This is a genomic window from Acholeplasma hippikon (assembly GCF_900660755.1).
In the GTDB taxonomy this organism is placed as follows: domain Bacteria; phylum Bacillota_I; class Bacilli_A; order Acholeplasmatales; family Acholeplasmataceae; genus Acholeplasma; species Acholeplasma hippikon.
In genome coordinates, this window is the sequence record NZ_LR215050.1 from 554,298 (window position 1) to 579,631 (window position 25,334).

A 25,334-nucleotide genomic window follows, 5' to 3' on the forward strand; every position below is an offset into this window, starting at 1 on the left:
GTGAACGTTAAAAGATATAACTTTCCCTCCGCTGGTATAACCCAGATCAGGTTTGCGGGTCGATTATGAATTAAATCCTCTCAGCCAATCTATTTGACTCCCCGAAGTGATCGTATTTATTATAACAAAGTACCCTAATTAACTCAAATTATTCGCTTTTATAAACATCAAATAACTAAAAATAATTTAAAATAATTTCATTGACATTTATGATAATTTAAACTATAATTTAATTGTAAGGAGTGAGAAAATATGAGTATAGTATGGTTTAATGAAAAGCCAAAAGAAATTGTTGTAACACTTACACCTGTAAATATTACAATCAACAAATCAGGATCTCAATTATTTGAGACTGCTTATCAGGTTATGTTGGGCTATGATTCTACAAATCAGTTGATGCTAATCAAGCCACTTTCTAAGGATGAGGTCCTAAGAGGCGACATTCCTGAACATGCGCGTTATAATATAAGTATCAATTCATCATATGGAAGAATTGCAAATAAGGCTTTCATCACAAAAATAATTCAATTATTCAACTTAGAGTTAAATGATAAGGGTTCTAAATTTAAAGCCGTTTGGAAACCAGGTCAGCAATTACTTGAAGTGAATTTAAAGGAGGTTGTTAAATTATGACAGCATATATGCCATGGGTTTGGCTAATTGTCTTTTTAATTATGGTTGGTCTTGAAATGGCTACTGCAGAATTCGTAAGTCTTTGGTTTGCAATCTCTGCAATTCCAACAATTATTATTGCCGCCATCTTCCCTAATAATGTCTGGCTTCAAGTCTTAGTCTTCTTCGGTGTTGGATTCATCTTATTACTCGCAACTCGTCCAATAGCGATTAAATACTTTAGAAAAAATATTATTTCAACAAATGTTGATTCTTATATTGGCAAAACAGCAATCGTTATTAAAGAAATATCAGATTCAAATCGTGGTTTAGTAACGTTTGAAAACAAAGAATGGACAGCTATTTCATCTGATACGATTTTAGTTGGTGAAAAAGTAAGAATTCTTGCAATAGAGGGTAATAAATTTATCGTTACAAAAATAGAAAATTAAAAAAGGAGAATATGTTATGCCAACTGCATTAATTATTTTAATTATTATCTTCGCTGTTATAGCGATTATTCTAATCTCAGGAATTAGAGTTGTAAATCAAACAACAAAATACGTTGTCGAAAGAATGGGTGCTTACCATAAAACATGGGGCGTAGGTATTCACTGGTTAATTCCATTTATTGATAGAGTAGCTACTGTTGTTACTTTAAAGGAACAGGTTAAAGACTTTGACCCTCAAGCAGTTATTACAAAAGATAATGTTACAATGCAAATTGATACAATTGTCTTCTTCCAAGTAACTGACCCTAAACTATATGCATATGGGGTTGATAATCCAATCTTTGCAATCGAATCACTATCTGCTACTACATTACGTAATATCATTGGGGAATTAGATTTAGATGCTACATTAACTTCTCGTGATATTATTAACGAGAAAATGCGTCAAATTTTAGATGAAGCAACTGATCCATGGGGAATCAAAGTAACTCGTGTTGAAGTTAAAAATATTATTCCACCAAAAGATATTCGTGAAGCAATGGAAAAACAAATGCGTGCTGAACGTGAACGTCGTCAAACAATCTTAATTGCTGAAGGGGAAAAACGTGCTCAAATCTTACAAGCAGAAGGTTTTAGTGAATCAACAGTTTTAAGAGCTGAGGCAGCAAAACGCGAAGCTATTTTAAAGGCTGAAGCTGAGGCTGAAGCAATCTTTAAAACTAAAGAAGCTGAAGCATTAGGTATTAAGTTAATTAAAGAAGCTGCTGCTGATGATGCAGTACTTAAGATTAAAGCATTCGAAGCATTAGCTAAAGTTGCTGATGGCCAATCAACTAAGATTATTGTTCCATCTAATTTAGCAGATTTAGCAGGTACAGTTACTGCCTTAGCTGAAGTTGCACAAACAAAAACAACTAAAAAAAATACATCAAATAATCAATAACAACAAAAAAGCACTTCATGAAGAAGTGCTTATTTTTTTAGTATAAAATTTCGTTTACTGATTTTTCATTTAAAGCTTCTAATACTTTAGTTAATAATTTAACTGTGTTTTCTAAATCCCTTAAATCAACAATTGATGTATGAGAATGAATGTTTCTTGCTGGAATACCAATAAATAATGAGGCTGCTCCATTTTTAGCAACATGCATTTGTGATGCATCTGTGTTTCCAAATGTCATATATGATTCTTGGAAAGGAATATTGTTTTTTCTAGCAATTTCAATAACAAAGTTTCTTAATCCATGATGTGCAATTAATCCCGCATCATAAACATAGATTTGCGGACCCTTCCCTAATTCGTTACCTTCTTTATCGCCACCAGGTACATCAAATCCTGCACCACAGTCAACCGCAATTGCAATATCAGGTTCTACCATATATGCACTTGTTTTTGCACCCTTAATACCAACTTCTTCTTGTACAGTAAATGCAGCATAGAATTCATTACTTAATTTATTAATCTTTTCAAATAATTCCATGACTACAGCAACACCAGCACGGTTATCTAATGCCTTTGCTAGCACTCGATTTTGATTTAAAACTTGGAATTCTGTGTATGGAGTAACCATTGCACCAACATGCACCCCAGCTTTTAATGCTTCTTCATCAGAGGTGAATCCAGCATCTAAATAAAGATCCGTTACACTTACTGCTTTACTCTTTTGATCAGGAGACATAGTAAGTAACGGTCTAGTCGCTGAGATTGCTCTAATTGGACCGTTTTTAGTTGAGATGGTCCATTGTTGGTGTAACATGTTTAATGATGTAAAACCACCAACAGTTTGGAATTTAATAAATCCTTCTTTCGTAATTTTTGTAACAATCAGACCGATTTCATCCATATGTGCCGAGATTAATACTTTAGGACCCTTACCTTTTTTATATATAACAGATCCTAAATTATCCTTCACATACTCACCTGTTAATTTAGATTGTATGTATGTTGATACTTCCTTTTCGTTTGAAGGAATACCATTTAATGTTGTGAGATCTTTTAATAAATTAACTAAGCTCAAATCGTTCACCTATTTTTCTTATTTTTCTTTCTTTTTCTTTTCTTCTTTTACTTCTTTTTCTTTTTTAGTTACCTTTGGTAATTTATACGCTTTAATAGCTAAAATGATTGCGACAACAACGAATAATGCAACAATTAATAATGTGATTAAGAATGGAATATTAATTGATTTACTATCTAATAATAACCCACCAAATACAGCAATTAAAATATAGAGTAAGAATAAATAGTTTTTAATTTTCTTCGAACCAAATCTGTCAACAACTAAATGAACAGTTGCATGAAGCATAAATAATAACCCTACCCATTGATTAATCGGCAATGTGTTTGAACTTAGTGAATCAATAAATTCAGGAAGAATAAACCCTAATAATGCCACTAAAAAGACAACAACAATCTCAGTTAAAAATAACCATCTAAATTTATCTTTACTCTTCATAAAGTTAGGTAATAGAAGGTAGGTCCCACCTACTAATAAGAGAACACCTGTTACCACTTTATCAAAATTTATGCCAAACAAATCATTTGTTACTGGTGTCGCAAATAATACACCAACAATTAGGCTAAGTGCTGCTAATACATAAAAAAATATTGCTTTTCCTGATAATACTTTCTTTTCCATATTTTAATTCCCCTTTTACTAAAATTATAACAAATTTTTGTAAAATAAAAACCCAGAAAGCGGTGAGAATCTGTTAAGTACAGGTGGGAACTTCCTTTTCGCTTACATCGGGATTCCAAATTAATGGCGTTCAACACACAGTAAACGTTTAAGATCCCATTCTCATAAATATGGGTTCCACCGGTTGCTTCCTAGGCACTTATAATTTACATCTAATAGACCCTTTTGTCAAGTCTTATGTTTATTTGTTAACCTTACTTTTAAGTAATGCACTAACTTCTTCACTTAAGTCAGGACGGTCTAAAGCAAAGTCAATGATAGCTTCAATGTATCCAACTTTTGATCCAATATCATATCGTTTACCTTCCATATCAAGTGAGTAAACTTCTTCATCATTCATTAATTTTAAGATTGAATCTGTTAATTGAATCTCACCACCAGCACCACGTTCTTGTGTTTCAAGTAATTCAAAAATTCTTGGTGTTAAAATATAGCGACCAGAGATTGCTGAGTTTGATGGTGCTTTACCTTGAGGTTTTTCTACAACCCCTTTTAATTTAATTACATTTGAACCATCTTGGTTTTCACTCGGAATACAAATACCATAACGTTTTGTTTCACTATCAGGCACATTTTGTGTTCCAACAATTGATGCCCCTTTTAATTCATATGCATCAATTAATTGACGCAAAGCAGGTTTAATTTTCGAAACATAAACATCATCTCCTAATAAGACTGCAAATGTTTCATTGCCTACAAATGATTTTGCTTGTAAGACCGCATGTCCTAAGCCTAATTGTTCATGTTGAATCACATAAGACATCTTTACGCCTTTTGAGCATTCTTGAACTAATTTTAAATCATCTAGTTTATTTTTATCAATTAAGAATTTTTCTAGTTCTGCATTTGACTCAAAATAACCACCGATTGATGTTTTATTTTCAGAAATAACTAGTAAAATTTCTTCAACCCCTGATTGAACTGCTTCTTCAACAATATATGATAAAGCAGGACGATCAATAATCGGTAACATTTCCTTTGGTACAGATTTTGTAATTGGTAAGAATCTTGTTCCCCATCCTGCAGCTGGAATAACAGCTTTTTTAATCATGCTTAAAATCTCCTTCATAATATACTAATATTCTCACATAAGTTGCTCGGTAAATCATTGCATTTAAAAGTACATCTCTTATCTTCTGTTCCATTAAGAATTTTGAATTTGTTGTTTTAACAGATACTCTTGCGGCGTAATACTGATTTGTATCAAACTCTTCCATTCTTGCTACATAATATTGCTTACTCAAGGCTTCAATATCCTCAAGATTTTTAAATGAGAAGATGATTGATACAATTAATTCTTTTTGATAAATACTTAAATCATCTAATAATTCTGATAACTTTAATGCTCTTGCTACAATATATTCAGTCTTATGGAAAAATGTCATTTCATAAGTTTGTTTATATTTATCTTCATAAATACTACTATCAACTTTTGTTGAAAAGAGTCCTTCCAAGAAGATAATAAATTTATTTGCTTTTCTATAATCTTTTGTATAAAACTCAGTATAGAGTTCTATATTTTTTCCATTAAATGTATAAGCTGTAATCATAAAATGTTTACAGTTAGCATAAAATAAAATATCTTTTAATTTTCTTTCGAAATTTTTTAAATCAGATTTGAATCTATAGATACCAACTAACGTGTAAGTTTCATTATACACAAAAGGCTCGTAAAATTCATTAGCATAAACATATCTTTTATCTGCTGGGTCATAATATTCATATGCATTATAATCTACAATCTTTAGTGAATTGATTTTATCAAATATTAAATACCCAATTCCCATTAAGGTAATTGCAATTGATAAGAAAAGTTTTGAATAAAATGCTAGACCAATCATATTAATTAAAAAGATGATTGGAATAAAGGTAAAGGTTATTGACACCCTTATCATTGCGGTAAATCCACTCTTCATTAAAATAAATGCTAAAACGAACATTGCTAGAACCGCATAGAAAGTTAGCATTTGCACAGGATTATAGTTCGTTAAGTCAATATAGATATTCTTTAATTCATTGATGAGCAAGAAAATTGCCGTAAAGAAAAGTGTTATTGTTGTGATTTGTCTTGCACGTAAATACCAAACCTTAGTGAATAACTTTCTTGTTTGAGGTAGGTGAACATAGTTTCTCATCTCTTGACGATAATCAAAAAATGGCCAGTACTTACCTCTTAATGAAATTCTTAGTGGTAATATATCTTCTTTATTAAATTGTTTTTCTAAGTATTCTTCAAAGTTAGCTAGTGGGTTAACAATGATAGCCAACGTTCCAATAGCAATTACCGCATGCTGATAGTCACTTAAAAAAATCACACCCAATATGATGGTTATGATATAAATTGTCATGATGAGAAATTTAGCAGTACCACTAAATAAGTAGGTCAGCGCTAAACTGATCATTATGATGGTGACAACTCCATAAATGATTTTAAGTTCGGGATCACTCACGATGAATACAATCACTAAAGAGATTAAGAACATCATAATAAGTACTGAACTTACTATAAGTCTTTTTTTCATTTTTTCCCCTTACACTAATTTATTTCATTATATCAAATTATGACTTATTAGACAAAAAAAGTGGTCATAATGACCACTTTTAAAGTTAAATTTATTTGTTTGCTTTCTTAATAGCTTTAACTAAATCCGCTTTTAACATTCCTGTTGAATCGATATTTAAGTCTTTAGCCATTTCTTTTAATTCAGTAAATAATAAATCTTCGATTGGTAATTGTCCTAAAGCTGGTTTATACCCTAACTTAGCTAACGCTTTGATAAGTTCTTCTTTTTTTGCAGTTCTTGCATTAGGAACACCTTCATGAATAGCAGTTTGCTTTAAAGCAGTTGCTAATACGCTAGCAAGTCCAATTTCAGCTTTTTCTACTTCTTCTTTAGTAACTGGAGCTTCTTGTTTTACAACTTGTGGGGCTGGTTTAGTAGCCTCTTTAACTTTTGGAGCAGGTTTTTGTACTTCTGGTTTAACAGGAGCTTCTACTACCTTTGCTTCCTTTTTTTCTTCTAATTTATGCGTTTTTTTTTGCGCTTCTACAGCAACTTGGTATTTAGCAGGATTTGCGATTGCATCTTTAGCTAATTCTACATAATTTGAGAATACTTGTGGTTCTGATACAGCTAAGTCTGCTAATACTTTTCTGTTTAATTGAACGTTTGCTAAGCTTAATCCATAGATGAATCTTGAATATTTTAATCCGTTAGCTTGTGCAGCTGCATTGATACGTGAAATCCATAACTTTCTGAAGTTTCTCTTAGTTTGTCTTCTGTCACGGTATGAATATTGTAATGCACGCATAACTTGTTCATGAGCTGTACGATATAATGTGTGCTTAGAACCGAAGTAACCTTTAGCTAATTTTAATACTTTTTTACGTCTTGCGCGTGTTGTTACGCCGCCTTTTACTCTAGCCATTTTTTACTTCCTCCTTATTTTAAGTTAGCGATTAAGCGTTTGATTCTTTTAGCATCTGTCTTATGAACAGTTGTTTCTCCCGCTAATTGTCTATTTTGTTTTGTTGTTTTTGATGCTGCTAAGTGGTTTGAATATGCTTTATGTCTCATTAATTTACCAGTTCCTGAAACTTTAATACGTTTCTTTAAACCACTGTGTGTCTTTTGTTTTGGCATGTTGTTAACCTCTTTCCTCTAATTTCTTAGGAGCTACAATACCAATTAAAGTATTACCTTCAAGTTTTGGAGCTGCCTCAACCACTACGTTTTGTAATGATTCAATAAATTTGTTTACTTGTTGTAAACCAATATCTTTATGGGTGATCATACGACCTCTAAAGCGAAGTGTTACTTTCACTTTATCCCCACCATCTAAAAATCTTTGAGCATTCTTAAGTTTAGTTTCAAAGTCATGTTTATCAATTGTTGGTGAAAGTCTAATTTCTTTGATTTCAACAACCTTTTGATTTTTCTTCATTTCCTTAAGTTTCTTTTGTTGATCGTATCTATATTTAGAGTAATCAAGAATTTTAGCTACCATCGGTTTTGAATCCGGTGATACAACTAGAATATCGAATCCTCTGTCATTAGCGATCGCTAATGCTTGATTACGATCAAATAGCCCTAATTTAGTACCTGCATCGTCAATAACTAAGTATTGTCCAAATGGCAGTTGCTCATTTACTAAATCTTGTGTGTTTTTATTATTGCTTTTAAGTGGTTTAATAGTCAGCCACTCCTTTCATTATTGTTGGCAAAACAATGAAAAAGTGAGTATATAAATATACCCACTTAGCACTAAAATCAGTTATCGAATTTAAGCTGTGCTTCTTTACCCAAGGATGGACCATCAGGTGAGAGGGTATCTCTTCTTTTCACATTATTACCATAGCAATTATATATCAATCACCATTGTATGTCAACTAATAAATTATTTTTTTGTATTCTAACACAAATTAAGAGAATTGAGACATGAATAAATCATAGTATGAACCACGTTTATCCATCAATTCCTCATGTGTGCCTTGTTCAATTATATTACCATTTTGCATAAGTAGGATTAAATTTGCATTTCTAATCGTACTTAAACGGTGCGCAATCACAAAACTTGTTTTATCTTTCATCAAGTTTTTCATTGCTTCTTGAATATTGACTTCTGTATATGTATCAACATTTGAAGTTGCCTCATCAAGAATTAAAATTTGTGATTTAGATAGCATTGCTCTTGCAATCACGATTAATTGTTTTTGTCCTTTTGAAATATTGATACCATCATCAGAAAGGATTGTATGATAACCCTCTGGTAAATGTGAAATATAATGATGAATCTTAGCTTTTTTTGCTGCTTCTACGACTTCATCAAATGTTACATCGCCATTACCATATTTAATATTATCTAGTACACTACCTTTAAAAATCCATGTATCTTGTAAGACCATTGAGAATACTTTTCGGTAGTAATCGCGTTGATAGTTTTGAATTGGTTCATTATCTAAAGTGATTAATCCGCTATCAATTTCATAATAACGCATGAGTAAATTAACAAGCGTCGTTTTTCCAGCACCGGTTTGACCAACAATCGCAATCATTTGACCTTTATCTGCTTTAAATGAAACATTTTTTAAAACTGGTTGATCTTTTTTATAACCAAAACTAACATCATTAAATTCAATTACGCCTTCATTAATACCTTCTTTTAATGCATTTGGTATATCTTTTACTTCATCTGGTTGATCTAAAACATAAAATATTCTTTCAGCAGCTGCAAGTGCTGATTGGATATCTGCAACTAAATTACTTAATTGATTAATTGGTCCAGAAAAACGTTTTGAATATAACATGAATGAAGATAAATCTCCAACCGTTATAAATGAATATAGATATAAAATGACACCTGCGGTTGATACTAAGGCTGTCCCAAAGTTATTAATAAAGTTAACTGAAGGTCCAACAGTTGTTGAATAATACCCTGCTTCATAACTTTTCTTTTCAGCATCCTTATTTAATTGTTGGAACTGTTTATAAACATTTTCTTCTTGTACATATGATTGAATCGTTTTTTGAGCTGTAATCATTTCTTCAGCATATCCATTTAAGATACCTAATTGTTGATTTCTTGCTCTTAATCGTTTCTTAATTACACGAGATAGTGCTGTTGTAATAATAAAGGATAAAGGAATTGTGATGACATAGATTCCAAGTAATGGAATTGAAATAATAATCATCATCACAAGTGAAACAATTAAAGTAATTGATGATGTAATCAAACTCATGATATCTGCAGATATTGTTGTAGAAATGGTATCAATATCATAACTCATACGAGAAATAATATCTCCAGTTTGTGTTGTATCAAAGTAATTAACAGATACTTTTGTCATCTTATCAAAAAGGTCAGTTCTTAATTTATGAATTACACTTTGGCTTATTTTAACAAGCGCAACCGATAAGAAATAGTTCATAGTAGCTGATACTAAATAGAACGCAATCATTAAACCAGCAAGCATGAAGATATTTTCAAAATTGATTTCTAGTTTATTATCATTTAATGTCATTTCATTAATCATACGACCTGTTAAATAAGGGCCGATTAAAGACAATGCATTCGCAATAATTGTTAAGACAAATCCAATGATTAGTCGTTTCTTATAATAAGATAGGTAGTACCAAAGACGTTTAATTGTTTGTTTTTTATTTTTAGGTACTTGTGATCCATCATTTCTGGATTGGTGGCGTGATCCTGACATCTGATTCATAATGCTTCCTCCCCAAGTTGATGTACAATTAGTGTCTTATAATAGTCACTTAATTTTTTCAATTCATCATGTGTACCTTTTGCAACAATTTTTCCATCTTCAACAACCAAAATTAAGTCTGCATCTTTGATACTTGAAATTCGCTGTGCAACAATTATCTTCGTTGTGTCTTTTAAGTTTTCATTAATTGCTTTTCTTAAATTCCTATCCGTATGATAATCTAATGCACTTGAGGCATCATCTAAAATTAAGACTTTTGGTTTACCAGCAATTGCTCTAGCAATTAATAATCTTTGACGTTGTCCCCCTGAAATATTTGTTCCTCTTTGTGATACTTTATAATCAAATTTTTCAGGTATCTGGTCAATGAAGTTTGCCTGTGCTATTTCTTTAGCAAATTCAACATCTTCTAACTCCATATCACGTGAAAACTGAATATTCTCTCTTATTGATGATGAAAATACTGCATCATTTTGTAAAACTAATCCTATATGACGACGTAACGCTTCGTGTTTTAATGTTCTAATATCTTCACCAAAGATTTTAATTTGACCTATTTGTGGATCATAAAAACGCATGAGTAAATTAATAATTGTTGTTTTCCCACTTCCAGTAGCACCTAAAACACCTAAGGTTTGTCCTTTATAAAGTTTAAAATTGATATTTTCTAAGTGTGCTTCTTTACCATGATAAGAGAATGTAACATCATCAAATTCAATATGCGGTGCATCACTTTCAAAAACTTCATTTGTTCCATCAATTAATTTTGTTCCCATTTCTAGAACTTCTTGAATACGATTTGCTGAAGCTTGTGCACGTGATGTTTGAATAAAGATCCTTGTAATTGAACTCATTGCATTTAAGATAATTGTAAAATATGAGGTTAACGCTAAAATTTCACCAATCTTTGTTTCTCCACGACTCACTCTAAATGCACCAAGAACTAAGACTACAACTAGTCCAATGTTCATGACAATATCAATCATTGGTCTAATTTTATTCATTGTCATGGTTGCTTTTAATTCTTCTTTAACTGTTTTTGTATTTTCTTCTTTAAAACGTTTATTTTCATGGTCAGTCATTGATAATGCTCTAACCACCCTAACACCAGTTATATTTTCGCGAAGTGTTCGAATTAAATTATCAACTTGCTTTTGAATATTTGCATAAAGCGGTTGTCCTCGTTTTGTATAAAAATAAACAATCACAAAGATAAATGGTAAAAGTGCAACCATGACTAGTGTTAAGGTAAGATCCATAAAGGATGCTATGATAATTCCACCCAGTAATAACATCGGTGCACGTATACCTAAACGCTGTAATGATCCTATCATCGAATAAATATTATATGTATCCGATGTAAGTCTTGAAATTAATGAAGTTGTTGTCACTTTATCAACTTGAATCGCATCTAATCGTTCGATTTTATAGAATAATTCTGCTCTCACATCAGCAACTGATGAGCTTGCAACCCTTTCAGCTAAACGGTTTGCATAAATATTAAAACCCCATCCTAAGACCGCAACCACCAACATGATTATGCCAATAACATAAACAAGTTTGTGTTCCTCTTTTGTCACATTTAAAACAACATCGTCAATTAAATATGCTAAAAGGTACGGAAGGATAAGGTCGGCAAAACTACCTAAAGTTTTTAATAATAAGGAGAAAAATACTGTGACTTTGTATTTTCCCATCTTAGCAAAGATAAATTTCATAAGATACCTCTTCTCTTATGATATTTTATCATAAAAATATGCTAAATTTCGTATTTTGTATAGATTCCAAAGGTTAAAATTTCATAGTTCCAAAAATACTTAAAATTAGAAATATGAAATGTTTTACCTTCTACCTCAAAAAGAACAAAGGTTTGACTTAACATATGAATTTCTTCAGGCATCACGATATGAATGATATTATCTTTAATATAATATGGGGCTTCATAAGGCCCTACATAGATATGATCAATTTCTCCTTTATCCCAAATACCTACTAAAATTTCATCTAATGTTGGTTCTAATTCTTTTTTTGTACCTTCTAACGAACGATATTTATAAAAGGGTAGTTCTTCCTTAAATTCAACATGTAAGCTACCTGCATTAAATATATACGTTCCATCAAATAATGTCGAAAATTCTATATACATTTTATCCATTGTATAAGTTAAATTTGTATGAGGAAGTGTAAAGTAAACCCTTCTACCATAGAAAAGTTGTCCATCTTTATATTCACCATGTACATCCTTTTCATATACATCATCGACCATAAATCGCATGGTTTTTTCCTCATTATAAATAAACACCATCATGCCCGGTACAACTAAATGAAAATCTTCATCATTAGTAAAATATAGCATACTGCCTTGTGTATCATCACTTATACTATCTTTTAAGTAGTAGTGTGATTCTTCTACAACGTAAAACTCTCTTTCAATAGGTTGTTCTTTATTCAAAAAGAACTTCACTCCAAAATAGGCTGCAATCATGATTATCATGATTAATATCATTCTTTTAATATGTTTTTTCAAATTGGTGTAACCTCTACTCTCTGATAATGTGAAACCATAACAAATGCTTCATATCCGCCTTTTGCTCTTTCCATGTTAAAGAAATACTTTTTAGCTACGCCATTTGCAACATAGCCTTCTCCATACATGTAAACTAATAATTGTGTTCCCGGTTCAACACTAGTTGACACATTGATTTCTTCATCTTGTTTTAGTTTTTCAGTTCTCTCATATGTTGCTGAAACTTGCGCATTTAATCCATCACCAAATATTTTCGTTCCTTTTTGAGTTTGAACTTTTATACTTCCTGTTGCTTTTAAAGAGTATTCATCAATTGTTTGTGATTTAGATGAATATTCAAATTTAATTGGTGACTTACCATTGTTATAGTAATCATATAAAGTTTTTGAAATAAACTTAATTTTAATTCGATGATTTATCTCATAATAACTCCACCCAATAAATTTCTTTTGAACTTTCTCGTACGCTTGCAAATAATCTTCGTCTGTAAACTCTCCAATGAGTTTATTGTTTCCTACTTTTTCATACCATTCAAAATCTTCATATGCAAAGACTTGATGATATCCTACAAATAAGAAAACGCCAATCAATAATACTAAAATAATTTTCTTCATTTCATAACCTCCATACTATAGTAGTTATTTTTTTGATTTTGACTTTTTTAAAAATAAAAAACTCTGCAAAACAAGTTAGTGTCTTATAGGAGTTATAAACAAATATAATTTTTATACTTTTAAATAAAAAATAAGATGCCTAAAATAGACATCTTATTTTTTTACTTTTTATTTTTTTGCTAAATAACTTTCAATTTCATCAACTTCTTTTAAAATTGATTCACTTAAGTTGATGCATCCATTTTCTGTTAAAAGTAAATCGTCTTCGATTCGAATACCGATACCTTCTTCAGCAATATATAAACCTGGTTCAACAGTAATGATTTGACCCGCTTTAAATGGTACTCTTGGATCAGCAACATCATGCACATCTAATCCTAGTGGGTGACCTAAGCCATGGTAATAATATTTAACAATATCTTTATCTTCTTTAATTAAACCGATACGCTTAGCTTCTCTAGTTAATAATTCAACACCTTTTTGATTATATTCAAATTGTGTCATACCAGGTTTTGCCCACTTAATAATTTCTTTATTTACATTTAAGACTGCTTGATAAACTTCTTTTTGTCTATCTGTAAATTTACCATTTAATGGATAAGTTCTTGAAATGTCTGAAGCATAATATTTATATCTAACACCTAAATCAAATAACACTAAGTCACCATGATGTAATGGTTGATTATTATCCTCATAGTGTAAGATTGTACCATTCTTACCTGAGGCAATGATTGAGCCGAATGAAGGTACTGTATTATTCATATTTAATACATAATTATACTCTGCTTCTAATTCAAATTCATTCTTAGCGTATTTTAATTTATCTAATAAGTGTAAGTTTGCTTTTCTAGAAATTTCAATAGCGCCTTTAACAGCTTCAATTTCTACTTCATCTTTAACGCTTCTTAAGTTAGATAAAATAGGTCTTGCATTCTTTAACGTAACAAATGGATATTTATCTAAGAATTGTTTAGCTTTTCTTTCACCTAATAAAGGTTCATCAGTTGCTCTTTGACGTTCAACATCAAAATATACAGTTTCAACATTTCCAAAGATAGAACGTCTTGTTTGTGAGAATAATTGACCAACAAATGTATCAAAGGTTTTAATATCTCTAACATTTTCTAATTTGATTCCAGAGATTTCTGATGCCTTTTCAAAAGTTAAAGTTTCACCAACCCATAAAGCCATTTCTGGATCTACAGCTTGAATAAATAGATATGATTCTTCAATACCATGCGCTTTAGCAATAAGTAAGATTGCATCTTCTTGATCAATACCTGATAAATAATAGAAATTATTATTTACTTTGAAATGATAGTAAGCATCATTAGAAAGGTGAGGAGCATGACCTGAATAGAAAAACGATAAACTTGGAGATACAACTTCTTTTAAATAGTTTTTTCTACGATCTTGTAACATAATTTTCTCCTTATATTTTAGCTACTACACCTTGAACTTCTTCAACTAGTTTTTCGATGTATTGTTTAGCTTCTTTTTGATTTGATTTTCTTGTTGAGAAGTAGATTTTTAATTTAGGTTCAGTACCACTTGGTCTGAAGATAATAAATCCATCTTCGTTTTCAAATTTAACTACATCTGATGATGGTAAATGTATATCATGTGGATTTACATAACCATTAATGTAATCAATTTTATTTTCTACTTTAAATGATGGAATATTTAATCCATTATTTCTAAAGTATGACATGATTGCTTGTATACGTTTTGAACCTTCAATACCTTTTAATGAGATATTGACTGTGTGTTCTACATAGTATCCAAATTTTTGATAAATTTCATCTAAGTAATCAACTAATGTTAAACCTTTTTGTTTTAACTTATTTCCAATTTCACTTAAGATGAATACTGCTTGTACAGCGTCTTTATCTCTAACAAAATCTTTAACTAGACTACCATATGATTCTTCACAACCAAATAGGTAATTATCTTTACCCATGATTTTTTCAGCTTGTTCTCCAATAAATTTAAATCCTGTTAAAGTTTCGCCAACTTTCTTATTGAAACCTAAGGCAATTTGTTTAATTAATGGAGAGGTAACGACTGTCGTATAAACGAATCCATCTGGTTGCTTCTTTTCTGTTAATAAATAATATAGTTCAAGTGAAGCTGTTTGGTTACCATTAATTAATACAAATTCATTATTATGTTTAACTGCAACCCCTAATCTATCTGCATCTGGGTCAGTAACTAAGACCATATCTGCATCGATTTCTTTTGCATAAGCAATTGAACGTTCATATGCAATACTATCTTCTGGATTTGAAGATTTTGTGTTAGAAAACGCAGGGTCAACAATCATTTGTTCTTTTAATGGATAAACTTCATAACCAGTTTCTGCTAATAATTTAGGAATAACTGTTCCACCTGTACCATGTAAAGGTGAGTAAACAATTTTAATTGTTTTCTTATCGTTATGTATTTGAATTTTCTTAACTTCTTCTAAATAAATTGGGTCTAATTCATCATGAATTTCATGAACTAATTCGTTCATAACAGTTTCAATATTGAATGGACTAGCAATTTTAGATATTTCATTCATAACCAAGGTTGCCTCATATGTATTTAATTGAGCGCCAGTTTCATTATAAACTTTATATCCGTTATATTCTTTTGGATTATGTGAAGCAGTCAACATGATACCTGCTGATGCATTAAAGTATCTAAGTGCGAATGATAACATAGGTGTTGGACGTAGTGATGAATAGATAAACGACTTAATGCCTTTTGCAGCTAATACTTTAGCGGCCTCGTATGCATATTCTCTTGAACCAAAACGGTTGTCATATGAAATTGCAACGCCATTTAATTTATTGTTTTTAATTAAATAGTTAGCTAATCCTAATGTCGCTCTTCTAATTGTATATGCATTAATGCGATTTGGTCCTAATCCTAATAATCCCCTAATTCCACCCGTACCAAATGAGATTTCTTGATAGAAAGATTCTTCAATATCTTTTTCATTCATTTGTTGTAGCGTTTGTTTTTCCTCAGCTAATAATGATGGTTCATTTAGCCAAGTTTGATATACCGCTTGATAACTCATCGCGTGACCTCACTTTTTTTATTGATTTTTTTGATAAATATTTAATAATCCTTTTAAGACTAATCGACTATCTCTAATTAATTCTAATCTCAAATATTCTTGAATTAACCTTGATAATCCCCCAGTTAAAATGATTTTAAAGTCTTCTTTAACTTCTTCTTTAATACGACCTACCATACCCTCAATCATCGTTACCGTTCCATAAATAACGCCTGATTGAATACAATTAACCGTATTATTTCCAAGATATTTACTTGGTGCTTTAACTTCTACTTCATGAAGCAGCGCAGTATTTCCTGCTAAAGCTTTAATTGATAGATGAATACCTGGTGCAATAATCACACCAGTAATTGTTTTATTTTTGACATAGATAAATTTATTTGCAGTACCTAAGTCAATAATTAATGTTGAATCATTTGTTTCAACCCCAGCAGCATCAGCAATTAAATCTGCTCCAACTTCTCTCGGGTTATCCGTTTTAATCATAACACCTGTTTTAACACCCGGTTGGATAATAACTGGATTTATTTTGAAATATTTTTCTGCAATCTTAATTAAAGATAAAGTAACCTGTGGAACAACTGAGCCAATGATGATTCCAGTAACTTCTTCAGGTTTAACAAATTCTTTAATCGTTAGATAATACTCATCCGGTGTTTTGTTAAGATCAGTATTTAATCTAAAAGTTGATAAAATTTCTCCATTTTTTCCAACACCAGTATAAATACTCGTATTTCCTACATCAAATAATAAAATCATTTTTTTATCCTCTATTTATATTTTACCTTGTTTTTTCCATTTTATATAAAATGGGTTACTCTTTTTCTCTTCTCGAATCGTTGTCATATCGTCATGACCCGGACAAACCTTAATATTTGCATTTAAAGTATCTAAAAGTTGAATGATACTCCTTTTTAAATCAAATAAGTTTCCTCCAAATAAATCATGCCTTCCAACGTCCAGCTTGAATAAGGTGTCCCCGGTAAATAAATGATTATCAAATAAAAAAGAGACTGAGCCTTGTGTGTGTCCTGGTGTGTGATAACATATGATCTTTTGATCTCCTAGTTGGAGTTCATCTTGATCTTTAATCATTCTTAAATCTAATTCTTTACGCTTAAATGGTCTTTTATTTGAACCATACCCATTATATTTATCTTCAAAAAGTAGACTTGCGTCTAGCTCATGAATATATACCGGACAGTTAAATGAACCTATTAAGTCAACGTGATCTGAATGTGCATGCGTAATTAAAATACCATCCAATGATTGATCACCAAGTTTCGCTAGAATGCCTTCGTAATCATGTGATGGGTCAATTAACATACAATGTCCAAATCTACAAATTAGATATGAATGTGAAATGTCATCATTTCCTTTAAACAAATTGACCATGTCTCTTTTTTCCTTATTGTCTGTTTTTAGATAGAAAAAAAACTATACGATGATAGTTTATTTCTTTTCTCTATGAATAGTGTACTTTCTTAAACGTGGACAATACTTTTTCATTTCTAAACGATCTGGTGTTGTCTTCTTATTTTTAGTTGTGTAATAATTTTCATCGCCACATTCTGTACAAACTAATTTAACTAATTCACGCATGAACTTACCTCCAAACTTGCATTATAAGTATAACAAATTATTTTCTAAATATCAACTTAAAAATTAGTTATTGGTTAAATGTATTTCATAATCACAAATTCCATCATAGAAATTCTTCTCATGCGATACTAAAATAACTGTTCCTTGATATTCGATTAAAGCTTCTTTCAACGCATCCTTAGCAATTTGATCTAAGTGATTTGTTGGTTCATCTAATATTAACACATTTGACTTATCATTTCTAGTTAAAGCGAACTTAACTTTTGTTTTTTCGCCCCCAGAAAGTGTCTTAATTGGCCTATTTGCCATCTCAAAATCAATACCAAAGCTTGCTAATACACCATAAATATCTTTTTTAGTATAGTCTGAGTGTTGTTCATGAACAAGATTAAATGGTGTAAATTTTTCATCTAAATTAATTTCTTGTTCAAAGTATAACATTTGCGTTGTATCAATCCATTCAAATGAACCTTCAAGTGGGTCAATTTTACCAGTAATTGTTTTAATTAATGTAGATTTACCAATACCATTTTTTCCAGTAATTGCTACTTTATCACCTTTGGTAATAATAAAATTCAACTTATCTACAAGTGGTTCATCATAACCAATTAATAGATTTTTAACCTTTAATACATCTCGACCTGTCGGTGCAGCCATTTGGAATTTAATTTTAATTTTTCTTTCGGATAATGGTTTAGCTATTCTTACAACCTTACTTAGCATCTTTCTTCTTGATTGAGCCATTTTAGTGGTTGTCGCTCTTACAATATTTCTTGCAATATAATCTTCAGTTTTTGCAATAAACTTTTGTTGTGCTTCGTAGTTCTTTTGTTGTTGTTCGAATCTTAATTCTCTTTCTTTTATGTAGAAATCAAAATTACCTTTATAACGATTAATTTGTTTACCTTCGATAGCAAACACAGTTTTCGCAATATTTCTTAAGAAATATTCATCATGCGAAACAACAATGAATGTTTTCGGTGTATTATTTAAAAACTTAATTAACCATTCAATATGTTTAATATCCAAGAAGTTTGTTGGTTCATCTAATAATAAAATATCAGAATCTTCTAATAACAACTTACCTAAGATGATTTTTGCACGCATGCCACCTGATAATGTAGAAATTTCTTGTTCTAAAACTGATGGGTCTAACCCTAAACCATTTAGCACGTTATTAATAGTTGAAGAAATCGCATAGAAGTTTTCTTTTTCTAGTTCTTGTTCTAATTCGTGTGCACGATTTAAAATCTTATCGTACTTGCTCTCTGGAGCAGTTGCTATTGATTCATATAAATCTTGAATTGCCTTTTCTTTTTCAAATAGAGGTAAAAATACATCATAAATATAAGCTTTAACTGTTAGTTTTGGATCTATTTTCGCATATTGGTCTAAATAACCAACCTTACGATAATTTACCCATTCTATTTTTCCTTTATCAGGAATTAATTCTTTATATAATAATTTTAATAATGTAGATTTACCAGCTCCATTTACCCCAACTAATACTGCATGTTCACCTTCAAAAAGACGCATATTTGCATCTTCGTATAATGTTTCACCTGCATAGGAAAATTTTAAATTGGTAACATCTAATAAACTCATTTTTTTATAGTCCTTCTTTTAATGCTTCTTCTAAGAGTGATGCTGGAATAACTTGCATATTCCAGAACTTTTCTTTAGGCTTTGTGAATCTAATTTCATTTTCATCATAATGATACATAAATGGTCCTGGATGTGGATAGATAATCACTATTTTTTTACCAGGAATACTGGCAAATACTTTTTGTTCAAGATAAAGTTTACTTCCACCTTTTTTTCTTTCCCAAATAGTTTTTGAATTAAAGGTTAGTTTATACTCAGGGTTTAACTTTAAAAACATCACAGAATAAGTTTCGTCTTGATATGTGTACTTAGTAAACATACTATGACCTTCCTCATGAAGTTTACCATATTTTTCTAAAGTTTCTTTAATCTCTTGAAGATGTTTAGCATCTTTTTCAATACTTTTTGATGTGAAAAAATAAACTAAATATCCAATAACAATTACTAAAACACTAATAATTGCATATATTAAAACATCCATTATATTTCCTCTACTTCTACTTTCGCTAAAATATTTCCATCAAATGTGCAATGATAATGATATCTCTTTTCATTAAAACATACGTTTTCTAAGAAATATGGGATATTATAACTTACACCCAAATTATCTTTATCAACTAACCATTCAATTGATTTCCACTCAATGATTCCCTCATCTGTTGCTACAGGTGTTTGATATGTAAAGTCATTATCTAAATTTACTAAGAATAAATGCAAGCCACTATCTTGTGCAGTAAAATCTTTATTCCAAGTACATAGACCTTTATCTTTAATTTGATCTAAGTTTATATTTATACCCGTTTCTTCTTTAATTTCTCTTAAGATGCAATCAAGTGGAGTTTCATTTCGATGACGTTTTCCACCTATTCCGTTCCACATACCTTTCCAAGGTTGTTTTAAACGGTTCATCATTAAGATTTCATTGTTTCTTTTTATAAATGCTAAAGTATAAATAAATTCCATCATCAAAGTCTCCAATATGTTAATTATTATATCGTATTTATACAAAAATAGAGCCATTTTCTTCAAATGTTTGTTTACAAACATCGTAATGGCTCTATTTTTAAATTATTTGATTGGGAGATTCAAATAACTTTAAGATTTTACTTTCTTGAAGTGGGAGAATTCAAGTCAGTCTTTCATTATTTTTTTATTTGGCCTTACAGACGTCAGAAAAGGACGTATATAAGGGTTTAAAATTACATAATTAATGGTATAATTTAATCAATTAGAATCCGCCAGCAAACTCAATTTTGCCAATTGGATTTCTTAGATCCGGACCTACATCATCAAATCCAACTTGTACAGCTGATTTATTATCTTCAGCTAATGCTTGTGGTTTTAAACTAATAACAGTAACACCTAAGATTAACACGAATAGTAAAGCTACAAAAATTTTGATTTTTTTCATATGTAAATCACCTCATGTCTATATTGTACATAATATTTTTCAAATATTACACGACATATATGTCGCATCTTTATGAAAGGAGACACAAATGGTCGTTGACTACTCAAAAGAATTAGCGTTGTTTTTAGAAAAGCTCCGTTTTTTAAGGGGAATTTCTCAAGAAGATTTTACCGACGGAATCATTTCTAATAGACAATATCAGCGTTATGTTCGAGGCGAATCTCCGATGCCATTTCATTTAATAAATGAATTCGCAGTAAAACTGAATATAAAAAAAGAGGATTTAATCCTTGAATTTCAAAATAGTTCAATCGATGAAACAACCCGTGTCATAAACTATTTTTCAGCAGTATTAAACAGGGATCTGGAGAAAATACCAGTTTTAAAAAAGAAAATATCGAGAGAATTTTTAATTGAACTAGAAAATAAATCTCTATTTAAACATGCAGAAAGTGTGGAATTCTTTTTTGATAAAAAGATTTCAACTGATCAACTTAGAAGAAATCTTTTTGAATTATGTAACTATCCAGATGTTTTAAATCGCGTCCCAATTTCATTAAACGATGCATTAATCTTGTCTTCGATATTAAATTACACTGACACAAACGATAAATCTCAAATAGCCAATAAAATTCTAGATGTAATCGAAAATCCTAAATATACATTTAGTGCTTATCAAATTACAACATTTAATATCTTAACTTTTAATCTCGCTAAATATCATGGTCGAAATAAAGAGTTTGAAAAGTGTATTGAAATTTGTAAAATTGGTATTTCATTTAATCAACGTAAAGAATCTATTCAAAATATGATTCAATATTACTACTTCCAAGCACTATGCTACAAAGAGTTACAAAATACTGATATGATGAAGTATTGTTTATTTAAATGCTATAGTTCTATAAATATCTCTGATTCTGAAGAAAAGATGCAATTTTATACCAAATTAATCGAAACTGATTTCAATATTAATTTTGATGAATTTATTGCAGACTATATTAAAAATAAAAAAGGCCTAAGAAAATCTTAGGCTTTTTTGATGACTTGTTTTTCTAGTAAATTTTTTAGGAAAACTAAGAATACTGTAAATACAGCAATGACAGGTAATAAAATTAAACAGCAAAATACTAATACACTTGTTAAACTTGCATCCGGTAACGTAGGATTTAAGAATCCATAAGGATACCAATTCGTAAATGCTCCTTGAATTAAAATGATAACGAAATAACAAAGTGGAAAGATTAATGTAACCCAAAAATCTCTAATTTTAATTCCTGGTGTGACAAATAAAAAATAGAAAATTGGAAATGCTATTGGTGAGAATGTATGTACAAAGTGATTATTGAGTGATAAATTACCATCACTTAAAAGTGCATGGTAGATTATACCGGTGATCAAAATTGATACTAATGTTATGACGCTAAAATACTTATAAAACGGTTTACTATCCAATTTTAAGACATAAAACAATACTGCTAAAAATGCTAAAATATTTGATAAATTCGTGAAGAATCTAAGTCTTTCAAAAAACTCAAAGAAGTTATCGTTAAAAAACATTTGTAATACTGAATATGAATGAATAGCTAAAATAAATCCTACAATGACCCATTTAATTCTTTCATTATTTCTTAAATTATTTACCATAAATTTCTCCCTCATTTTTAATTTATTACAATAATTATATGAGTATCGACGATATTTTTCTATGAATATACACTTATTCATATTTTTTTGAAATTACTGTTGACAAAAGAAAAACTTAGAGTTACAATACTAATGCTTAATAAATGCACCCTTAGCTCAGCTGGCAGAGCAATTGACTCTTAATCAATGGGTCGACGGTTCGATCCCGTCAGGGTGTACCATTTGTAAATTGACAGAACTTCTTAAGAAGTTCTTTTTTTTGTCCAAATAGGCCTTCTTGTTAGACTTCTCTTTTTTATTGAATTGACTATAATAAAATTATAGGGTGATAACGGATGAAGAAAAAAATAGAAAAGAAGATGTCAATTGCATTTATCTTAATGGCTTTAATTAATATGGCTTTTTTAGTTATTTTATTTATTATTTTTTCTTCTATTCGATTATCATTATTAACTAAACTCATCATTCGAATTCTGATGAGTCTTACATTAATACCATATCTATATAGTATTTATACTTGGCATCTCACAAAGAAAAATCATCAAGATCCTTTCCAGTTACTGATACATATTGGACATTTGGTTTTATATAGTATCTTTTCTATCCTATTAAGTATGATGATATAAATAATCCCTTTGGGGATTTTTTTCTTTAAAGCACTTAATTTCATTTAGATTGATTAATCAACTATAATCATTATGTAAATAAACTTTAAGGAGGATGAAAAATGAAAGTTAATTTTAAAAAGGTAAGTGCTGAATTACTTGGTACATTTGTCTTAGTACTCATTGGTACTTCAACTGCTGTTTTAACAAACGGTAATATTTTAGCAACCGCCTTAGCATTCGGTTTAGCAGTGATGATGATGGCATTTGCTGTTGGTCCTTATAGTGGAGGGCATTTCAATCCTGCCGTGTCACTTGCGATGTTTTTAAAGAAAAAATTAAGTGGTTGGGAACTTTTAACTTACGTTGCATCACAAGTTATTGGAGCCATTTTAGGGTCTTTAGTTCTATTCTTACTTCTTGATTCAAGCGCTCAATTAGGTGCCAACCAAGTTAATCAATTTATTTTTGGAAGTGATTTTTTAGGATTAATTAAAGGTTTTATTGTTGAAGTTATACTTACATTCATCTTTATCTTTGTGATTATTAATGTTGTTAAAAATGAAGATGCTTCTAAGTTTGCTGGATTATTTATCGGCTTAACTTTAGTAGCTATTATCTTAGCTGGATTTAACTTCACAGGATTATCTGTTAACCCTGCAAGATCACTAGCACCTGCAATTTTTGAAGGTGGAGAATCATTTACTCAATTATGGGTATTCATTTTTGCTCCTTTAACTGGTGGTGCATTAGCAGCTTTAGTTTCAAATTTATTTGATAAAAACGAAGGGTAAAAAAAATAGCGGCTATCGTAAAGATAACCGCTTTTTTTATCTAATTTTTTTACCATCTTGGTAATATTTTTTAACGTGATAACTATAAATGATTTCTTTATTTTCCAAGATCATAAAGCCTTCATCATCAATTACGTAAACTGGTCTTGGGTTAAAGTGACTAACCCTTCTAATTCCCTTCTTTTGTTGTTTGCGACGACGATAGTGTACTTCAACACCAAAATCTTCGATAAAGCCTAAGCCATCAGATAAGATGAAACGTTTGTAGTCTCTATCTTTTGAAATATGGAACCAGTTAAATTGAACCATTGTGCCTGCACTTGGTCCCATCACAATCTTATTGTCTAATCCGGCAAGTACTTTAACTAAATCATATGATTCCAAGCGTTCATAGAATAAATCTGGAGCCCCTCCTGGCAAGAAAATAATGTCGCTTGATAATACTTTTTCTTTGGCTTCTTCTTTTGTGTCTTTTCCATAAAGAATAAATTCGAAATTAGACTCATCTAATCCATATCGTCTAAATGGTTCAACAATGTGTAGATACCATTTACCAAGTGGTGCTTCATAATCTTTAAGATAAGTTGCTTGGCTAAAGTTGTTTTCAAAAAATGAAAAGGCAATGACACAAACCTTTTTATCTTTTGTAATATACTTATTTAATTTTTCATATACGTGGTCTTTTTCGTATATTGTTCTAGAACTTAAAATATTTATCATCATATTTATATTGTACTAAATTTAATAAAAAAAAAGAAACATCTTATTCGAAAGATGTCTCGCAGTACGCCCCTAATGTTTGATCTTTTTTTACTTTTTCAATTAAATGCATCATAATTTCTTCATCTAACATAATGTTAGATAAAGCATTCGTAATACCCTTATCTAAGAAGTTTTCTAATTCATCAACTTGTCTCAATTGTTTTTCAAACATTTTTTCTAATTTGCCATCAATAATTTCTTGTTCATGGTCCATAGCAAGTGCAAGTATAAACTCTTTATACGCCTTAATATGATCGTATAGTTTATCAACACTCATTTGACGCAGCGAGTTTAATGCTGATTGTTTCTTCTTAGTATATTCAGTCTGTAACCATTCTTTATATGCCTTTTCAGTCAACTTGAGTGTCCTCCTTTGCTTTAAATACACATTGATTTTATCACTAGGAATTATATTTGTCATTCAATGTGTATTAGTCAAAAAAGATTATGTGAATATCAATAAATTTAAAAGAAAGAAAAAAGAGTTCGTTTGAACTCTTTATTGTTTTTTATTCACTAATGGAATTAATGTTTGGTCTTCAAGTGAAGCAGGATATGGATAAGTTTCTTCACGTAAACGTTTGAACATTACGTAGATAATCCCTCTTTCCAAATCGATTCTTGTTACGACTCCTGGATCTTTTTCGCCTTCCACACGTACACGTTCACCAATTAAATATGTTTCATTACTCCACGCCATAAAGCATTCTCCTTAAA

Annotated in this window: 30 protein-coding genes, 1 tRNA gene and 1 riboswitch; of the genes, 7 read left to right on the forward strand and 24 right to left on the reverse strand. The window is 30.4% G+C overall.

The genetic code is table 11. The features are described 5' to 3' along the window. Positions 1-6: 6 nt before the first annotated feature. A riboswitch (TPP riboswitch) is annotated at positions 7-114 on the reverse strand. Positions 115-252: 138 nt separating this feature from the next. From EXC59_RS02675 to EXC59_RS02685, 3 genes are read left to right on the forward strand one after another with little or no spacing between them, the layout of a single operon-like run. Next, positions 253-633: a hypothetical protein gene (locus tag EXC59_RS02675; RefSeq protein WP_162164018.1), complete on the forward strand. Its 381-nt coding sequence runs from the start codon at positions 253-255 to the stop codon at positions 631-633. Further along, positions 630-1,064 carry an NfeD family protein gene (locus EXC59_RS02680; RefSeq protein WP_051659027.1) on the forward strand — a complete coding sequence of 145 codons (435 nt, stop codon included), beginning with the start codon at positions 630-632 and terminating at the stop codon, positions 1,062-1,064. Before EXC59_RS02675 ends, EXC59_RS02680 begins: the two co-directional genes overlap by 4 nt. Before the next feature lie 16 nt (positions 1,065-1,080). Then, positions 1,081-2,007, forward strand: coding sequence for an SPFH domain-containing protein (locus EXC59_RS02685; RefSeq protein WP_035369376.1), 927 nt, complete (start codon positions 1,081-1,083; stop codon positions 2,005-2,007). 37 nt (positions 2,008-2,044) lie between these two features. Here EXC59_RS02685 and EXC59_RS02690 read toward each other — a convergent pair whose 3' ends face one another. The 20 genes from EXC59_RS02690 to EXC59_RS02785 form a co-directional block, all read right to left on the reverse strand. Continuing rightward, positions 2,045-3,091: a M42 family metallopeptidase gene (locus tag EXC59_RS02690; RefSeq protein WP_035369374.1), complete on the reverse strand. Its 1,047-nt coding sequence runs from the start codon at positions 3,089-3,091 to the stop codon at positions 2,045-2,047. 9 nt (positions 3,092-3,100) lie between these two features. After that, positions 3,101-3,703 (reverse strand): hypothetical protein, encoded by a 603-nt coding sequence (locus tag EXC59_RS02695; protein WP_035369373.1) that lies wholly within the window; start codon positions 3,701-3,703, stop codon positions 3,101-3,103. A gap of 241 nt (positions 3,704-3,944) precedes the next feature. Next, the gene (locus EXC59_RS02700) at positions 3,945-4,814 is read right to left on the reverse strand and encodes a UTP--glucose-1-phosphate uridylyltransferase (RefSeq protein ID WP_035369372.1); all 870 of its coding nucleotides are present in this window, start codon (positions 4,812-4,814) and stop codon (positions 3,945-3,947) included. Beyond that, entirely contained in the window at positions 4,807-6,285 is a 1,479-nt protein-coding gene (locus tag EXC59_RS02705) for a hypothetical protein (RefSeq protein ID WP_035369371.1), read from the reverse strand. The genes EXC59_RS02700 and EXC59_RS02705 overlap by 8 nt, the downstream gene beginning before the upstream one ends. Positions 6,286-6,376: 91 nt before the next feature. Further along, complete coding sequence (gene rplT / locus EXC59_RS02710; protein ID WP_084145205.1) at positions 6,377-7,192, reverse strand: 50S ribosomal protein L20; 816 nt, start codon at positions 7,190-7,192, stop codon at positions 6,377-6,379. Between the two features lie 14 nt (positions 7,193-7,206). Further along, a complete protein-coding gene (gene rpmI, locus EXC59_RS02715) occupies positions 7,207-7,407 on the reverse strand; it encodes a 50S ribosomal protein L35 (RefSeq protein WP_035369370.1) in 201 nt (66 codons plus the stop codon). Between the two features lie 4 nt (positions 7,408-7,411). After that, positions 7,412-7,963 (reverse strand): translation initiation factor IF-3, encoded by a 552-nt coding sequence (infC, locus tag EXC59_RS02720; RefSeq protein WP_129614246.1) that lies wholly within the window; start codon positions 7,961-7,963, stop codon positions 7,412-7,414. Positions 7,964-8,186: 223 nt separating this feature from the next. Further along, positions 8,187-9,986 carry an ABC transporter ATP-binding protein gene (locus EXC59_RS02725; RefSeq protein ID WP_232034471.1) on the reverse strand — a complete coding sequence of 600 codons (1,800 nt, stop codon included), beginning with the start codon at positions 9,984-9,986 and terminating at the stop codon, positions 8,187-8,189. Further along, positions 9,983-11,704, reverse strand: a complete 1,722-nt coding sequence (locus tag EXC59_RS02730; RefSeq protein WP_162164017.1) for an ABC transporter ATP-binding protein — start codon at positions 11,702-11,704, stop codon at positions 9,983-9,985. Before EXC59_RS02730 ends, EXC59_RS02725 begins: the two co-directional genes overlap by 4 nt. Before the next feature lie 41 nt (positions 11,705-11,745). After that, complete coding sequence (locus EXC59_RS02735; protein WP_232034472.1) at positions 11,746-12,471, reverse strand: hypothetical protein; 726 nt, start codon at positions 12,469-12,471, stop codon at positions 11,746-11,748. A gap of 38 nt (positions 12,472-12,509) precedes the next feature. Further along, positions 12,510-13,127 carry a hypothetical protein gene (locus EXC59_RS02740; RefSeq protein WP_162164016.1) on the reverse strand — a complete coding sequence of 206 codons (618 nt, stop codon included), beginning with the start codon at positions 13,125-13,127 and terminating at the stop codon, positions 12,510-12,512. Between the two features lie 168 nt (positions 13,128-13,295). After that, complete coding sequence (locus tag EXC59_RS02745) at positions 13,296-14,549, reverse strand: aminopeptidase P family protein (protein ID WP_035369366.1); 1,254 nt, start codon at positions 14,547-14,549, stop codon at positions 13,296-13,298. A gap of 10 nt (positions 14,550-14,559) precedes the next feature. Further along, positions 14,560-16,194 (reverse strand): phospho-sugar mutase, encoded by a 1,635-nt coding sequence (locus EXC59_RS02750; RefSeq protein ID WP_035369365.1) that lies wholly within the window; start codon positions 16,192-16,194, stop codon positions 14,560-14,562. 18 nt (positions 16,195-16,212) lie between these two features. Beyond that, positions 16,213-16,953: a type III pantothenate kinase gene (locus EXC59_RS02755; RefSeq protein ID WP_035369364.1), complete on the reverse strand. Its 741-nt coding sequence runs from the start codon at positions 16,951-16,953 to the stop codon at positions 16,213-16,215. Between the two features lie 15 nt (positions 16,954-16,968). Then, positions 16,969-17,589 (reverse strand): MBL fold metallo-hydrolase, encoded by a 621-nt coding sequence (locus EXC59_RS02760; RefSeq protein ID WP_035369363.1) that lies wholly within the window; start codon positions 17,587-17,589, stop codon positions 16,969-16,971. 57 nt (positions 17,590-17,646) lie between these two features. After that, positions 17,647-17,796, reverse strand: coding sequence for a 50S ribosomal protein L33 (gene rpmG, locus EXC59_RS02765; RefSeq protein WP_035369362.1), 150 nt, complete (start codon positions 17,794-17,796; stop codon positions 17,647-17,649). A 63-nt stretch (positions 17,797-17,859) separates the two neighbouring features. Next, complete coding sequence (locus EXC59_RS02770) at positions 17,860-19,401, reverse strand: ABC-F family ATP-binding cassette domain-containing protein (RefSeq protein WP_035369361.1); 1,542 nt, start codon at positions 19,399-19,401, stop codon at positions 17,860-17,862. Positions 19,402-19,405: 4 nt separating this feature from the next. Further along, positions 19,406-19,882, reverse strand: coding sequence for a hypothetical protein (locus tag EXC59_RS02775; protein ID WP_035369360.1), 477 nt, complete (start codon positions 19,880-19,882; stop codon positions 19,406-19,408). After that, entirely contained in the window at positions 19,882-20,367 is a 486-nt protein-coding gene (locus EXC59_RS02780; protein WP_035369359.1) for an NUDIX hydrolase, read from the reverse strand. Before EXC59_RS02780 ends, EXC59_RS02775 begins: the two co-directional genes overlap by 1 nt. Positions 20,368-20,629: 262 nt before the next feature. Next, positions 20,630-20,812 (reverse strand): hypothetical protein, encoded by a 183-nt coding sequence (locus EXC59_RS02785; RefSeq protein ID WP_035369358.1) that lies wholly within the window; start codon positions 20,810-20,812, stop codon positions 20,630-20,632. Between the two features lie 88 nt (positions 20,813-20,900). Here EXC59_RS02785 and EXC59_RS02790 point away from each other — a divergent pair, with 88 nt between their 5' ends. Beyond that, positions 20,901-21,842 (forward strand): helix-turn-helix transcriptional regulator, encoded by a 942-nt coding sequence (locus EXC59_RS02790; RefSeq protein ID WP_035369357.1) that lies wholly within the window; start codon positions 20,901-20,903, stop codon positions 21,840-21,842. Here EXC59_RS02790 and EXC59_RS02795 read toward each other — a convergent pair. Beyond that, entirely contained in the window at positions 21,839-22,456 is a 618-nt protein-coding gene (locus tag EXC59_RS02795; RefSeq protein WP_035369356.1) for a Pr6Pr family membrane protein, read from the reverse strand. The genes EXC59_RS02790 and EXC59_RS02795 overlap by 4 nt on opposite strands. Positions 22,457-22,601: 145 nt before the next feature. Here EXC59_RS02795 and EXC59_RS02800 point away from each other — a divergent pair. The 3 genes from EXC59_RS02800 (at position 22,602) to EXC59_RS02810 (ending at position 23,855) form a co-directional block, all read left to right on the forward strand. Further along, positions 22,602-22,677: transfer RNA gene (locus EXC59_RS02800), tRNA-Lys, on the forward strand. Positions 22,678-22,791: 114 nt separating this feature from the next. Continuing rightward, the gene (locus EXC59_RS02805) at positions 22,792-23,082 is read left to right on the forward strand and encodes a hypothetical protein (RefSeq protein ID WP_035369355.1); all 291 of its coding nucleotides are present in this window, start codon (positions 22,792-22,794) and stop codon (positions 23,080-23,082) included. Positions 23,083-23,183: 101 nt separating this feature from the next. Continuing rightward, complete coding sequence (locus tag EXC59_RS02810) at positions 23,184-23,855, forward strand: MIP/aquaporin family protein (protein ID WP_035369354.1); 672 nt, start codon at positions 23,184-23,186, stop codon at positions 23,853-23,855. Between the two features lie 36 nt (positions 23,856-23,891). Here the strand turns inward: EXC59_RS02810 and EXC59_RS02815 are convergent, their stop codons facing one another. The 3 genes from EXC59_RS02815 to EXC59_RS02825 form a co-directional block, all read right to left on the reverse strand. Beyond that, positions 23,892-24,575, reverse strand: coding sequence for a Type 1 glutamine amidotransferase-like domain-containing protein (locus tag EXC59_RS02815; RefSeq protein WP_162849169.1), 684 nt, complete (start codon positions 24,573-24,575; stop codon positions 23,892-23,894). A gap of 43 nt (positions 24,576-24,618) precedes the next feature. Then, positions 24,619-24,975, reverse strand: a complete 357-nt coding sequence (locus tag EXC59_RS02820; RefSeq protein WP_035369352.1) for a hypothetical protein — start codon at positions 24,973-24,975, stop codon at positions 24,619-24,621. Between the two features lie 141 nt (positions 24,976-25,116). Next, positions 25,117-25,317, reverse strand: coding sequence for a hypothetical protein (locus EXC59_RS02825; protein WP_035369351.1), 201 nt, complete (start codon positions 25,315-25,317; stop codon positions 25,117-25,119). Between the last annotated feature and the right edge of the window lie 17 nt (positions 25,318-25,334).